This window comes from Ruminiclostridium sufflavum DSM 19573, assembly GCF_003208175.1.
GTDB classification, from domain to species: domain Bacteria; phylum Bacillota; class Clostridia; order Acetivibrionales; family DSM-1351; genus Ruminiclostridium; species Ruminiclostridium sufflavum.
In genome coordinates this window covers 16061-30909 of record NZ_QKMR01000021.1, presented here as the reverse complement: position 1 = coordinate 30909, position 14849 = coordinate 16061, and the positions used below count along the sequence as shown (strand labels likewise).

Here is a 14849-nt window from a genome sequence, read left to right as displayed (position 1 = left end):
TGCGAAGAGAACGACAAAAATGTAAACTTCGCCTTTTCAAGCTATGCCTTTTTTATCTTTTTGAACATTGTAACAGTTGTCCCTGCATTTATTTCAGAAAAAATTTCCACTCCATCCATAAAGCTTTCCATAACGGTAAAACCCATTCCCGAACGCTCCATATCAGGCTTTGATGTATATAAAGGCTGTCTTGCCAATTCTACATCCTCTATTCCTTTTCCGTTATCGGAAACAATTATTTCGACTCCCTCATCATATAGTCTGCAATGCATTTTCACTATCCCGGATTCATTTTCATAGCCATGTATAATTGCATTGGTTACAGCCTCTGAAACAGCAGTTTTAATGTCAGCCAATTCTTCCACTGTCGGATCAAGCTGAGATGCAAAAGCGGCTGCCACTATCCTGCCGAAAGCCTCATTATTTGATTTACTCATAAATTCAAGCTTCATTTCATTTATTAACTGCATTTTCTTATCCTCTCTCTCTTTTTTTCATTAGGAATCACTACAGATTCAGCAAATTTATAAATTTTATATATGTCCTGCCTTTAATAATACCTCCCGGCGCAAATTACAAAAAACACTGCAATTTCAGAACAGAAACCGGGCCTTCGCAAAACAAAATCCGCAGCATAAGCCCGGCAAAAAAGCCGATAGCAACTGACCCTCGGCCATAAACATATAAAATTGCATTCCTTAACTGCACATACTTGAAATAGCCTTATCCAAATCGTTATAAGCAGGTATGATTTTTAGTATCCCTGACATTTCAAATATTTGCATTATCTTTGGATTCGCATTAATTATAGCCGCTCTTCCATTTAATTTCTGAATGTTTTTATATCGGCCCACAATCACGCCAATACCGGAGCTATCCATAAAATTGACATTGGAAAAATCAAAAACAATATTTTTAACTGTAGCCTTAACAATTTCATTATCAATTCTTTGCCTTAAATACTGTGCAGAATGATGATCCATATCTTCCATAATTTTTATAATAAGAGTTGTACCCTTTTTAAAAAGTTTTAAATCCAAAACGAATTTCCTCCTTTGTGAATTAGACAGCATCACCGGCTTCTTTTTTCAAACCGGCTTCAGCTTAATTTTTGCAAACAGCACAAGGTATTTATTCGTTATTTCCCTTATTTTACCTTTTATTTTATATAATCCCAGACATTAACACAGTTAAATATTGGACTTCTTTGACCTGCATGGACGCTTTCTTAAAATTAAAACTATAGTGTCTTGCTTCTCTCTCTGATTTTGTCTGCAATTTCATCTAATTTTCTAAGGCGATGATTAACTCCTGACTTCCCGAGTTTAGGGCAAAGCATTTCTCCAAGCTCCTTCAAGCTTAATTCTGAATACTCAAGTCTCAAATTAGCAATGTCAATAAGGTTTTCCGGAAGATTACCAATACCCAATGTGGACTGGATTAATTTGATATTTTCCACTTGTCTGACCGCTGCATTTACGGTTTTTTCAAGATTTGCCGTTTCACAGTTCACTATTCTGTTGACACTGTTTCTCATATCCTTCAATATCCTTACATTTTCGAACTCCATCAATGCGCCGTGTGCACCGATAATATTTAAAAAGTCCACAATGTTTTCACCTTCTTTTATGTATGCCACATAGTTTCCTTTTCTGGTAATTATTTTAACATTTATTCCGTAATCCTTTAATATTTCTTTGATGATTTCTGTGCACATTTTATTTCGAGTGGCAATTTCCAAATGGTAGGTTTTTTCAGGGTCACTGACTGAGCCTCCTGATAGAAATGCTGCTCTTAAAAAGCTCTTCTTACAGCAAACATTTTTTAACGTTGTATTCATAGGAAATAGATCATTTTCATTAAATGCACTGATTTCAAAATCATAAAGCAATTTATTTATAATCTGCATTGATGCAAAAATTATGGAGTATGATATATGCTTTTTTAGCTTACTGCTTCTTCTGATTGAAACCTCCGGACTCAATCCGTATACTCTTCTGACTGTAGAATATATTCTTCTTGCAAATGCCGCATTTTCTGTAACAACCTTTACATTTCTAGAGTTCTTTTCATATGAGAAAAGATTACCCGCCAATATGACGCCGAAAATTTCGGATTTTTTACAGCATGCATCATGCAGCTCTACCCTGCAAAGCTCATCCTTTACTAAAGTTGAAAAAGACACCCTTACTCACTCCTCAAAAAGGCTCTACTATAAAACTGTTCCACGAATTTAACCCTTTTTATATATCATTAAAATTTTCAATCTGTACATCCTCAACTGCTGCTCTTAAAATCTCTGACACGCTCCATGCCTGTGCAAAACATCCTCTGGGATAATAAGGAGAATTTCCGTCAAATATTTCGGAAATGCTTCCCAAGCCTGCGTCCTTCAAATGATTAATAAACGGCAGGACAAAATCCAAAGCATTTCTTCTGGCCTCCTCATTTGAACCGTTTACTCTCACATAAGCCTTGATAAATCTTCCCAAGGGCCAAGTCCATACAGTTCCCTGATGATATGCCCCATCCCTGCTCCAGACATCCCCGGAATATGTGCCCTTGTACTGAGGATTGCCTTTAGATAGGGTTCGTAATCCATACGGTGTATATAGCTCCTTCCACACCTTTTCCACAACGCTTCCGGCCTTATCTCCCTCAATTACCGCATATGAAAGGCCTACAGCCATTATTTGGTTCGGTCTTATGCTTGGGTCCTTCCCAAAATCATTAACCACATCATATAAGCAATTGTCCGCACCGTTCCAAAATTCCTTGTCAAAAGAAGCCTTGACCTTCTTCGCTAAATTACTGTATATATCTCTGTCATCAAATTTTTTTGCCAAGCTTGACATAATCATCAGTCCATTGTACCACAAGGCATTTATTTCAACGGCCTTTCCGTGGCGCGGAGTCACCACCCAGTCACCCACCTTCGCATCCATCCAGGTTAATTGAGTACCCGGATTTCCTGCTGTAATCAGTCCGTCGGCAGTCATTCTGATATCAAAGACAGTGCCGTCCCTGAAACCTATAAAGATTTCCTTGAGGCAGCTGTATATTTTCTCTTTTACAAAGGAATAGTCCTGCGTATACTCCAAATAATTATAAACAGCCTCAAAATACCACAGCGCGGCATCAACACTGTTATATGCCGGCTGCTGCCCGTCATCGGGGAACATATTGGGAATAAGCCCATTTTTTACGTATCTGGAAAAGGTGTACAGAATATCCTTCGCATCCTCATACCTGCCCGTAACCAAGGTAAGTCCCTCAAAGGCTATCATTGTGTCTCTTCCCCAATCGGTGAACCATGGATATCCGGCAATCACTGTCTTTGAATCTGTGGACTTTCTGTATACGATAAAGTTATCTGCCGCCAGAACAAGTCTTCTGCACAGCCTGTTTTTATATTTCTTTTTATCCAGCAGCTCCGAAAGGCGCCTTTCCTCTTCACGAATTACATCCCCCGCATTAATTGCACCGCTGCCATAGTTTTCAGTTGTGGCCGCAAATGAAATGGTTTTACACTCAAAGGGCTTTAATTCCATAATAAAATATCCAGGCATGAAATGATCCTCGAAGCTATCAAGTCCTCGCTCCTGCTCAAGTGCATACAGCATATTGTAAAAATAGCAGCTGTCAAAACTTATAAATTTTCCTGTGCTTGTACTTAATTTCAGCATGACGTCAGAAACCTTTGGTGATAAGCCGATTTCATTTTCATTTATTGACATATTGAAATTTAAGTAGCAGCCTTTGCTCTGGTGATGATGGTCTCTGTAGTTAACAAGAGGCGAAAGCTTAAAAGAAGCAGCCCTTGAGCCGTTTCTAATCTCATATTGCACAACAGTGGTATTTTCACCAGTCTTCATTGCTATTTTCTTTTTTATGAATATATCCTCATAGCTGTAAACAAACTGAGGGAAATAATCATAGCTTACTCTCTGAAGATTATTAAAGCCTTGATTGATGTAGCCGTCCGATGATTTGAAAGAACTGAGTGTCACATGTGTTCCGTCCTCTAAAACCAAATCCTCCAAAAGATTTGCCAGAAGCAGATGTCTGCTTGTCGGCGGCTTTAAGGCAGCAATAAGCAAGCCATGGTACCGCCTGCTGTTTGAACAGATCAATGACCCTGAAGCATACCCGCCTATTCCGTTTGTTATAATCCATTCTCTGCTGCTTCCCTGCTCATAGCTATACCAGTAGCTTTTCCCAAACTCCATATACATACACTCCTGTCTGATTTTTCAAGTATCCGCGTCATATGGCTGGAGTACCTATTTAATTTGTGTATTCAGTCTTTCTCTCGCATAGTAATAGTCAAGCATTCTATCCTTATCACGAGCCAGAACAAGCTCTGAAACCAATTCAATCAATTTCTTGGCAAGCTTATTTGAATCATGTCTTATCAGGTTATTGTTAATTGCTTTAAAATCACCTGTTATAAGCTCAATCCCCATTTTTTCAACTATATCGCTGTCAACCTCTACAAGCTCCGCCCCATCCAGAAGATATCTTTCCTTGAGTTCTTCCGGTATAGATGCCGTATTTACAATACAAAAATCTATTATCCCTTTTCTGGTATGTATTTCAATTGCCTTTATGTGGTCACTGAGGGTATAGCCTTGAGTCTCGCAAGGCTGTGTCATAACATTGCACACATAAACAATTATTGCCTTTGTTTTTTGAAGCGCCTCACAAACACCGTCAACTAACAGATTTGGAATAATGCTTGTATACAGGCTTCCCGGCCCCAATACTACTATATCCGCCTCCATTATGGCTTCTATAGCTTCATTCAGCGGTTTTACATTCTGCTGGTTAAAATATACCCTTTCTATGTTTGATGTATCAAAGGAATCTCTGTGTCCTATGTTAAACTCACCAAGTATTGTTTTCCCGCTGTCTGTTTCAGCGCACAATCTGACATCATCAAGAGTAATCGGCAAAACTGTTCCTGTCACTGCCAAGACATCACTCATTTTTTTTACAGCCTCTTCAAAGCTGTCAGAAATACCATCCATAGCTGCAAGAAATAAATTTCCAAAGCTTTGACCCTTCAGCATCCCATCGTGAAATCTGTACTGAAGAAGCTGCTGCATTATCGGCTCAGTATTAGCCAAGGCGAGAATACAATTTCTGATATCACCCGGCGGAAGCATTCCAAGATCCTCTCTCAGCACGCCTGAACCTCCGCCGTCATCTGCTACTGTAACCAATGCAGTAAGATTTGATGAATACTGCTTCAACCCTCTGAGCATAGTGGAAAGGCCTGTTCCTCCCCCAATTGCAACTATTTTAGGACCCTTTACCAGTATTCTTTTTTCATTAAGAAGACTGCTTAGCCCTTCCGGATTAAAGGTATTAATTTTGGTATATTTCAGTGCCGATAATAAGGAACCAACCAGTGCCTTGATTCCAAGCAATACGGAGGCCGCACCCAGCAATGCCAGAACCGTCATACATACCGTGAACTGTATCCCCTTACTGTAATTGTCTACGGCAAATGTCACACTTAAACAGGTCAGTATAAGTCCTGCCGCAATCAGCAGCACCCATCTTTTTATGTCAGCACCCGGAACTCTCCAGCTTGTTGCCTTCATTTACCAACACCTCTGCTATCTTTCTCTATATCCCTGTGTTCAATAACGGCTCTATGCTTCTTTTCCTCCAGCTTCCGGAATATCTCATCAGCTATTGCAACAGATCTGTGCCTGCCGCCTGTACAACCGATTCCAATATCCAGCTGCGATTTCCCTTCCTTGATATAATTGGGAATCAGAAAATCCAGCATTCCATCAAGCTTTTCCAAAAACTCCTTCGTTTCATGCGCATTAAGTACAAATTCCTTTACCATTTCATCCTTACCGGTTTTCAGCTTCATAGGCGCAATGTAGTAAGGATTCGGAATAAATCTGACATCAAATACAAGATCACAGTCGGTAGGAATTCCATATTTGAAGCCAAAGGAAACAATATTGATTATTATCCCTTTAAACGTCTTTCCTTCGAGAAAAATGTTGTTTATCTCCTGTTTAAGCTGTCTGGTGGCAAGAGATGAGGTGTCAATTATATAATTAGCCTTTGCCTTAATTGTCTCAAGAGCCTTGCGTTCCTCTCTTATTCCCTTCAGCAGCCTTCCCTCCTGGGATAAGGGATGCTGCCTTCTGCTTTCCTTATACCTCTTTACAAGGACATCATCCTCAGCTTCCAAAAACAGAATTTCATAAGAAAATCCCGACTTTCTAACCTCTTCGAGAGCAGGGAAAAGATCATGCAGAAGCTCTCCCCCTCTGATATCTATAACCAAGGCTATCTTCTCCATCTTCCCTTCACTTTGAGCACTGATTTCGGCAAACTTCGGAATCAATGCCGGCGGTAAATTATCAACACAGAAAAAACCTATATCCTCCAAATAATTTGTTACAAGACTTTTCCCTGCACCGGACATGCCTGTTACTATTACAAATCTCATTTGTATCCTCCAAATCTTTCGCATGTAATAATCCTTAATTTTCTGAAAGGTTAATCCGTCAATTACCATCGGCTAAAAACCGGTTCAATCGGCCGATAGTTCAGCTGCATATATTATTCTAAAACGTTTGAAGCTTTTATATTCAGGAATCATTTCCTGCTTGAACGCCGTAAGCTTAGTTATTGGCCAAAATCTCCTATAATCCTGAGCTCAGGCTCAAGCCAGATATTGAACTTGTCTTTTACAGCGCCTTGAATAAATCCGATTAATTCAAGCACATCCTTACAGGAAGCCTCTCCTGTATTGATAATAAAACCGCTGTGCTTGTCAGAAATCCTTGCACCGCCGATACTGTATCCCCTGAGCCCGCAATCATCAATGAGCTTCCCTGTAAAGTGCCCCTTTGGCCGCTTAAAGACACTGCCGGCACTTGGCCACTCAAGAGGCTGCTTATCTTTTCTTCTGAAATTAAAGTCCTCCATTAACTCTTTTATTTTATTGCCGTCACCGTAATTTAGCTTCAAGCTTGTTTTTAAAATAATCCCTTTTGTTTTCTGTATGCTGCTTGTTCTATAGCCAAAAGCATGTTCCGCACCCTTTACGGTAATTATATTGCCATTTGCATCAATAAACTCTGTTTTTTCAACTATCATAGCCATTTCACCGGTATAAGCTCCCGCATTCATTGTTACGGCTCCTCCGATTGTTCCGGGGATACCTTCTGCAAATTCCAAGCCTGAAAATGAATTTTGAAGTGCAATTTTTGCAGCCGAAGAAATCAGCATTCCGGCCTCAGCCTCCATAAATTCACCGTTGACGGTATAGCTGTTCATATTATTATATATTTTAATAACCGCTCCTCGAATGCCTTTATCTGATACCAAAAGATTAGTTCCGTTACCCATTACCATATAAGGAATCTTTGAGCTGATAAAGTATCTTACTGTCTCAGCAATTTTAAAGCTGCTGTCAGGTACAACCATAACATCCGCCGGTCCGCCTATCTTAAACGAAGTATGGCTGCTCATAGGCTCATCAATTAAAACTCTTCCCTCTCCTAAAATTGAAATAAGCTTTTTTATATGCTCTCCCTCTTTCACTCCTCTGCACTCCTCCCTTCAAAACCAATTGCTTCAAAATCCCAAAGCTGCATTAACCAGCCGGCAGGAATTGACTAAAGTCAATTCCGGATCAAGCCTTCACAACGAATTAAGCTTTTAAGCCACCTTAGGGGGCTTCAGCCTCAAACCGTCAATATTAGTATATCAGCCTTAATATGTTTTTAGTACTTACGGCCAGCCGGCTTCCCAATTCTTTTCCTCCGCTCAATCAGATAATCCTCCATTTTCCCCAAAGAAGTGGTAATTACCAATTCCTCCGGCATTTCAGCCTCTTCCAGCAGTTTAGCAACAAAATCAAACCTACCTATGCCGAAGCTTATATGCGCATCACTTCCTGTTGTAACTCTAACTCCATATTTCTTGCACATTCTGGCTATTTGAAGGCAATTTTTTTCACTGCCCCTTCTTACAACAACTGACTGATTGTTTATTTCAATAATCTTATTATAATCTCTTGCAGCTTTAACCACCTTTTCTATGTCTATCTGGAACTGGGGATTACCCGGATGCGCGAACACATCTATATACGGATCAGATATAATGTGTATTGCTCCTGCCGTATGTTCTTCTATAGCTGCAGGCTTTATACAAATATCATGATAGCTTGCCAGAACTAAATCCAATTTTTCTAAATAGTAGCCATCCAAATCTACCTTTCCGCTGTAATTCATAATATTCAGTTCGACGCCCTTTAAAACTCTGACACCGTATAGAGAATCAGGAATTATCTCCAGATTGCCAAAGTGATATCGAAATGGAGCACCCGACATAGCCGGACCGTGGTCGGACATATTAATCATTTGTATTCCATTTGCAAATGCTTCTTTTGCATTCTCTTGAATTGTACTGTATGCATGCCCGCTTGAAATAGTATGAGTATGCGTATCTGCTACTATCCTCACTATCTGCCTCCCTTTAGTCCTTTCTTATCCTTCAGATATTTCTCGTTTCTTTAAATTCAGTATTCTTGTTAATATTGCCCAGAACTCTTTCACTCAATGCCTGTGCCGCATTATAACCCATTTTTTTCTGTCTGTTGTTCATTGCCGCCACTTCAACAATGATAGCCAGATTTCTTCCCGGGCTGACAGGAATAGTCAGGCATGGAACGGTCAATCCCAATACCTCTGTATATTCATCCTCAAGCCCCAGCCTGTCGTAAACCTTTTTGTCATTCCAGTGCTCCAGCTTAATAACAAGATTTATATTCTCTGTCATCTTGACAGAACCCACACCATATAAATTTTTTACATCTAATATACCAATTCCTCTGATTTCAATGAAATGCCTTATTATATCAGGAGCTGTACCTACCAGCGACTTATCTGATACCTTCCTTATCTCGACATTATCATCGGCTACAAGACGATGTCCTCTTTTTACCAGCTCAAGAGCAATCTCACTCTTGCCGACACCACTCTCACCAAGTATAAGAATACCTTCCCCGTAAACCTCTACAAGCACACCATGCATACTTGTTCTGGGAGCCAGCTGCACGTTGAGATACCTGATTACACCGCTCATAAATCTGGAGGTAATATCATCTGTCCTGAGTACCGGTATATTGTACTTTTTCCCTACCTCAATCATTTCCGGGAAAACACCGAGTCCTCTTGCAACAACCATACAGGGGAATCCGCATTTAAAGAAGCTATCCAGCCTTCTGTATCTTTCACTCTCTCTCAGCTGCATTAAATATGCCGTTTCACCCTTACCGATAATCTGCATTCTGTCTGTTCCAAAATACTCCATATATCCTGCCAGCTGCAATCCCGGCCTGTTGACATCCGCTGAAGATATTTCTACCTCCTCATAATTTTTGCATCCTGTCAGCTCTTCTAACTGAAACTCCTGCATTATTTCTTTTATGGTTACAGAAAACACCAGAAAGCACCTCAATTCCTTCAATATATACTCTTGTATTATATAATACCTGTAGTAAAAAGGAAACACAGTATTCGATAATTTTAAAGTGCTTTATCCTTCTACGCCAGATAAATCAGCAATTACAAGCTGTATGTCTTATTATTATCAACAAAAAGGAACTATCCTCTTCAGAATAGTTCCTTTTTTATTGGAGCGGGTAGAGGGAATCGAACCCTCGCAATCAGCTTGGAAGGCTGATGTTCTACCATTGAACTACACCCGCACACTCCGGAAAATAAACTTATTAAAATATAATGGAGCGGGTTAAGAGATTCGAACTCTCGACTTTCACCTTGGCAAGGTGACACTCTACCACTGAGTTAAACCCGCATGACCTTCACGCAAATGTTATTATACATATCGCTTAAGGTTTTGTCAACACATTTTTTAATTTTAAATTTTCAATTTCCGTCCTCTAAGCCTTCAAATCACTGAGTTCAGTTAAATTATGCTTTTAATGAAAAGCACCCTTCAAGATATTTTGCATATAATCAGCTTTCGGTAATTGTCAACCTTAATATCAAATCAAGTTGACAATATTGTTCTTCTCCTATATACTTGAAACCGTTAAATAATTATAATAAATCATTGAATTGGAGAAAAACAATGGAAAAAAAGTCTAAGATTTTTAAAATGGCATTTATAGGAATCATGTCCGCAGTAATCTGCCTCTTGGGGCCTCTCTCGTTACCTGTAGGTGTAGTTCCCATTTCACTTACCAATCTGGCAATATATTTTGTCCTTTATGCACTGGGTATGAAAAAGGGAACAGTAAGCTACATAATATATATGTTAACAGGCTTTGCAGGAGTTCCGGTTTTTTCCGGCTTCACCGGCGGTCCGGCCAAGCTTTTGGGCCCTACGGGAGGATATCTGGTGGGCTTTATATTTATGGCCTTGATTGCGGGAGCTTTTATAGATAAATTTATTGCTAAAAGGTATTTATGCATTATAGGTATGGTATTTGGCGCCTCCATATGCTATCTCTTCGGAACAGTATGGCTGTCCTATCAGGCTGATATGTCAATTGGCGCCGCATTTGCCGCAGGTGTATTCCCTTTTATCCCCGGAGACCTTATTAAAATTCTTATTGCCGCATATTTAGGTCCCAAAATCCGCAACCAGTTGATTAAAGCCAAATTATTTTAGGATGGATTATACGGCATAATCCATCCCGAAAAACCCGCAGTCCAATGCCTCTCTCCTTGTCGAAGCAGCATTCAGAAGCCAAATAAATTTTTAAATATGTAATATATTATAGGAATGAAGACGGCTGGCAGAAGATTTCCTATTTTGATTTTTTTTATCTCAAGAAGATTTAAGCCAATAGCAAAAATCAATATACCTCCTATCAAGGACATCTGGGAGACCACAGTATCCGTTAGCCACGGTTTTACGAAGCCTGCCATTATAGTTATGCAGCCTTGGTACACCAATATTGATACCGAGGAAAAGGCCACTCCTATTCCCAAGGTAGCTCCGAAAATGACTGCCGTTACACCGTCAAGTATCGATTTTGCAAACAAAGTAGAGGTACTTCCGGTAAGACCATCTTCCAATGCACCTACTACAGCCATAGCTCCCACGCAAAACAGAAGGCTTGCAGATACAAAGCCCTCAGAAAAAGAGCCTCCCTTTGCGGGAATCTTGCTTTGAATCCAATCTCCTATATTCTCCAGCCGCTTTTCAATTCTTAGAAATTCACCTATTATACCACCTGTAACAAGGCTGAAAATCATCAGCATAATAAACTGCCTGTCCAACTTGTTACCATTAACTACCGTAACCATTTCTTTAATAGTACCTGAAATTCCTATGAACAATACAGAAAGTCCAATTCCCTGCATAACTGTCTGCTTGTATTTTTCAGGAATTCCCTTTTTCAGAAAATATCCTGCCGCACCTCCTGCAATTACTGCTCCTGTATTTACTATCGTACCAAGGCCTGTCAACTTGTCCAACTCCTTATCCCATTTTATTCTTTGCTATTTCAGTTAACTTTTGCTTATTATTGAGCTCCGGACTGTCCAGAACACAATCCAGTAAATAGTTAAGCATATTATTTAACTCTTTGCCCGGCTCCATACCTATAGCCATCAGGTCATGTCCGTTAACAGCCATGTCCTTTTTGCTCAGGCAATGCTTGTCGCCCATTATTTTATTATATATATTTACAATATTTTCTAATTGCAGCAGCCTTTTTTCAAGATACTCTCTATTCTGGCCCATTGCATCAGCTCTTTGAACTTCTGTCAAATCAAGAAATGAAGCTTCACCCACCTTACCTATTAATTTCCTTATTGCTTTTTCATTATCAGATATATCAGTATCATGATAAACAATAAGCCTTACAATTTTCTTTATTGAATCCTTGTCAAATCTAAGCCTGTTCAGGATATTACCTGCGATATCCGCCGAAGCCTTCTGATGTCCGTAGAAATGATCTATTCCATTATCATCCGTTGTCTTCTGTGCAGGCTTTCCTATATCATGAAGAAGCATTGTCCATCTGAGAATACTGGTATTCTTCACATATTTTACAGTATGTAAAATGTGTGAAGCAACATTATATACATGGTAAGGGTTATTCTGCCCTGTCTCATAGCATATCATAAACTCCGGCATTATATATTTTAAAAGCCCTGTGTGATATAAGCAGTCAAAATGCATTGGATTTTGAGAAACCAGAATCTTGTTAAGCTCATCTCTTATCCTCTCATTGCTTATATTCACAATCAAACCGGCGTTTCCCTTAATGGAAGCGTAAGTAGACTTTTCAATGCCAAATCCCAGCTGCGCACTGAAGCGGACGGCCCTAAGCATTCTTAAAGCATCCTCCCTAAAGCGGAGGCTTGCATCTCCGACAGCTCTTATCCTACAATTCTCCAAATCCTTCAGCCCTTCAAAAAAATCAATTATGCCTTTTTCAGGATGGTAGGCTATTGAATTTACCGTAAAGTCCCGCCTTGCCAAATCCTCTCTGAGGCTGGAGGTAAACCTTACGCTGTCAGGTCTTCTGTTGTCAGAGTACTCTCCATCTATGCGATATGTTGTAACCTCTATATGCGCATCTTCAATGCCGACACTCACAGTCCCATGCTTTATACCGGTATCATATGTTCTTTCAAATATATTTTTAATATCCTCCGGAAGAGCATTTGTCGTAATATCCCAATCGTTTGGAATCCTGCCCAGAATGCTGTCTCTGACACAGCCTCCCACTGCAAAGGCATCAAAGCCGTATGAATTCAGCTTCATTATTATATAATTCACATTATCAGGGAAAGTAATTTGTCGTGCGTAATTCATATTATATCCTCTTTTTGTAATAGATTTACAGGCTTGCAAATATGTAATTAATATAAATCCTGATTCTTAACTTCCGCTATGTATTATAAATATTAATTCCGGTGATTTATACCCCGGAGCTTTTTGGAGCCTCTTAATAATCAAGCTGTTTCAAACAGAATACCCATTTGCTCTCCAAAAAATTTCCCTATGTAATTGTAACACAAATCACAGTTTATGATACAACTAATTGTTATGGCAAAATGCCACTATACAGGATACTGCAATTTCTGCCACTGCTCCCAATGCAGCATTATCATTAAAAGGGCATGACGAGCAGATAAGAGTATTCTCCCTTGCTGCAGAACATTCACTGCTCAAGGAACAGGACGGCGGTGTAGACGGCAAAACAAGCAAACTTACATATGTAGAATTCAGTCCCATTAATACTCCCGTAAATCCGCTGCCCGCCGGTCCCCCGCAGTTTACGTATATAGTGACAGTTCTTCCTATAAAATTATTAAAGTTTATCCCTTGTATATTATCCTGCAGGTAGGCATCAAGCTCAATCTTTTCATAATGCTTCGTACCACAATTTTTCTTATGGCGAGATGATTTTTTTTTGCATAATTTCATTTAAATACCTCAGAAGTATGCTCCTAATTCATTATATTAAGTTTAATTAATATTGCTAATATACTGCCCCAATATTATTTTTTTAATTTGTAACAATTAATATCATCATGAATATTATATTATTAGCCAAGTAATTACTAATTTCTAACAAGTATTAAAGTTCATTATGTGTACTTGACTTGGAAATTCTTCGTTGAATTTATTTAATTTTGGGAGGGAGTGTCAAAGTAATGTCAAAAAAAGGTGGATGTTTTGGTGATTGCTTTAGCAACTTATGCGATGGTGATACAATATGGGTAATAATAATTCTTATTATTCTATTCTGCTGCTTCTGCGGAAACCATCGTGACGATTGCTGCTAAAAAATCATATATACCGGTTAACTCTGTTGGCAAACCGACACTGTTTATGATTTATAAAAATAAACTCATGGCCTGTACCGCTCATGAGTTTATTTTTAATATATTTTATCTGTAATTTAAAGTTAAAGATCAACCCTTTTAAGCTCAACCTCTGCCTCTTTCTTATCTTCCTTTCCGGTAACTATAAGAGAAACAATAATACTTCCTGCCAATAAAGCAAATATAGTAATAAGTGAAATTACAATAGGAATTTCTATATCGAAGAATAAAATCCCCAGCTTTACCCCGGTAAACATCAATATTAAAGCAACACCGATTTTAACATATCTGAATTTTTCCTGCAAGGCATTGAGTACAAAGTATAAGCTTCTAAGCCCCAGAATAGCAAAAATATTTGAAGTATACACTATAAACGGATCTGTGGATATGGAAAAAACAGCAGGTATTGAGTCAATAGCAAATAAAATATCAGATGATTCAATAATTATCAAAATTGCAAAAAGCGGTGTGGCATAAAGTTTAGCATTCTGCCTTACAAAAAACTTTTCCTCATGCATTATGTCTGTAACAGGAATAAACTTTTTCATTACCTTCAAGACCTTACTATCCGTATAGTCCTTATTGTCATCATGCCCGAACATCATTTTAAATCCACTGAAAATCAAAATCAATCCAAATATATACAATATCCAATGGATACTGTTTACAACTTTTATTCCCAGCAGAATAAATAAGGCCCTTAGCACTATGGCACCATATATACCATAGTTCAAAGTCCTTCGCTGATATTCCTTCTTTACCCCAAAGCTTGTGAAAATCATCAGAAATACAAATAAATTGTCCACACTGAGACTCAATTCAATAATATAGCCTCCAAGGAACTGTAATGCTTTTCCCGACCCTTCAAAATACAAAATTCCCAGATTGAACAATATGGCCAATCCCATCCACATCAACACAAACTTTACTGCCCTCTTCGCTGACATCATTGCCTGCCTCCTAAAAAATTAATATCAAGCACCACCTATACCAAAC

At 38.9% G+C, this 14849-nt stretch carries 15 protein-coding genes and 2 tRNA genes; 2 read left to right on the top strand and 15 right to left on the bottom strand.

What is annotated here, in order from left to right; all coding sequences use genetic code 11:
* Positions 1–41 precede the first annotated feature (41 nt).
* The 11 genes from spoIIAB to LY28_RS15025 all read right to left on the bottom strand — a co-directional run bounded on the left by spoIIAB (position 42) and on the right by LY28_RS15025 (position 9858).
* Positions 42–470, bottom strand: a complete 429-nt coding sequence (spoIIAB, locus tag LY28_RS15075; RefSeq protein ID WP_110463009.1) for an anti-sigma F factor — start codon at positions 468–470, stop codon at positions 42–44.
* Positions 471–698: 228 nt separating this feature from the next.
* The gene (gene spoIIAA, locus LY28_RS15070; protein WP_110463008.1) at positions 699–1040 is read right to left on the bottom strand and encodes an anti-sigma F factor antagonist; all 342 of its coding nucleotides are present in this window, start codon (positions 1038–1040) and stop codon (positions 699–701) included.
* A 200-nt stretch (positions 1041–1240) separates the two neighbouring features.
* The gene (gene whiA / locus LY28_RS15065) at positions 1241–2185 is read right to left on the bottom strand and encodes a DNA-binding protein WhiA (RefSeq protein WP_110463007.1); all 945 of its coding nucleotides are present in this window, start codon (positions 2183–2185) and stop codon (positions 1241–1243) included.
* A gap of 58 nt (positions 2186–2243) precedes the next feature.
* Positions 2244–4229, bottom strand: coding sequence for an amylo-alpha-1,6-glucosidase (locus LY28_RS15060; protein ID WP_110463006.1), 1986 nt, complete (start codon positions 4227–4229; stop codon positions 2244–2246).
* Between the two features lie 54 nt (positions 4230–4283).
* A complete protein-coding gene (locus LY28_RS15055; RefSeq protein WP_110463005.1) occupies positions 4284–5609 on the bottom strand; it encodes a gluconeogenesis factor YvcK family protein in 1326 nt (441 codons plus the stop codon).
* Complete coding sequence (gene rapZ / locus LY28_RS15050) at positions 5606–6481, bottom strand: RNase adapter RapZ (RefSeq protein ID WP_110463004.1); 876 nt, start codon at positions 6479–6481, stop codon at positions 5606–5608. The genes LY28_RS15055 and rapZ overlap by 4 nt, the downstream gene beginning before the upstream one ends.
* A 179-nt stretch (positions 6482–6660) precedes the next feature.
* Complete coding sequence (gene murB / locus LY28_RS15045; protein WP_165835596.1) at positions 6661–7581, bottom strand: UDP-N-acetylmuramate dehydrogenase; 921 nt, start codon at positions 7579–7581, stop codon at positions 6661–6663.
* A gap of 182 nt (positions 7582–7763) precedes the next feature.
* Positions 7764–8504, bottom strand: coding sequence for a phosphatase (locus LY28_RS15040; RefSeq protein WP_110463003.1), 741 nt, complete (start codon positions 8502–8504; stop codon positions 7764–7766).
* A gap of 31 nt (positions 8505–8535) precedes the next feature.
* Positions 8536–9486: an HPr(Ser) kinase/phosphatase gene (hprK, locus tag LY28_RS15035; RefSeq protein ID WP_110463051.1), complete on the bottom strand. Its 951-nt coding sequence runs from the start codon at positions 9484–9486 to the stop codon at positions 8536–8538.
* A 191-nt stretch (positions 9487–9677) separates the two neighbouring features.
* A tRNA-Gly gene (locus tag LY28_RS15030) sits at positions 9678–9751 on the bottom strand.
* A 32-nt stretch (positions 9752–9783) separates the two neighbouring features.
* Positions 9784–9858, bottom strand: a tRNA-Gly gene (locus tag LY28_RS15025).
* 276 nt (positions 9859–10134) lie between these two features.
* Between LY28_RS15025 and LY28_RS15020 the strand changes: the two genes are divergently transcribed.
* On the top strand, positions 10135–10677 hold the full coding sequence (locus LY28_RS15020) for a biotin transporter BioY (RefSeq protein ID WP_110463002.1): 543 nt from the start codon (positions 10135–10137) through the stop codon (positions 10675–10677).
* Between the two features lie 71 nt (positions 10678–10748).
* Here the strand turns inward: LY28_RS15020 and LY28_RS15015 are convergent, their stop codons facing one another.
* The 3 genes from LY28_RS15015 to LY28_RS15005 all read right to left on the bottom strand — a co-directional run bounded on the left by LY28_RS15015 (position 10749) and on the right by LY28_RS15005 (position 13452).
* Positions 10749–11480 carry a DUF554 domain-containing protein gene (locus tag LY28_RS15015; RefSeq protein WP_110463001.1) on the bottom strand — a complete coding sequence of 244 codons (732 nt, stop codon included), beginning with the start codon at positions 11478–11480 and terminating at the stop codon, positions 10749–10751.
* Positions 11481–11493: 13 nt separating this feature from the next.
* On the bottom strand, positions 11494–12837 hold the full coding sequence (locus tag LY28_RS15010; RefSeq protein WP_110463000.1) for a CCA tRNA nucleotidyltransferase: 1344 nt from the start codon (positions 12835–12837) through the stop codon (positions 11494–11496).
* 225 nt (positions 12838–13062) lie between these two features.
* Positions 13063–13452, bottom strand: coding sequence for a hypothetical protein (locus tag LY28_RS15005; RefSeq protein WP_110462999.1), 390 nt, complete (start codon positions 13450–13452; stop codon positions 13063–13065).
* Between the two features lie 230 nt (positions 13453–13682).
* Here LY28_RS15005 and LY28_RS19700 point away from each other — a divergent pair, with 230 nt between their 5' ends.
* A complete protein-coding gene (locus LY28_RS19700) occupies positions 13683–13814 on the top strand; it encodes a hypothetical protein (protein ID WP_278303749.1) in 132 nt (43 codons plus the stop codon).
* Between the two features lie 122 nt (positions 13815–13936).
* Here LY28_RS19700 and LY28_RS15000 read toward each other — a convergent pair whose 3' ends face one another.
* Complete coding sequence (locus LY28_RS15000) at positions 13937–14803, bottom strand: TerC/Alx family metal homeostasis membrane protein (protein WP_278303747.1); 867 nt, start codon at positions 14801–14803, stop codon at positions 13937–13939.
* Between the last annotated feature and the right edge of the window lie 46 nt (positions 14804–14849).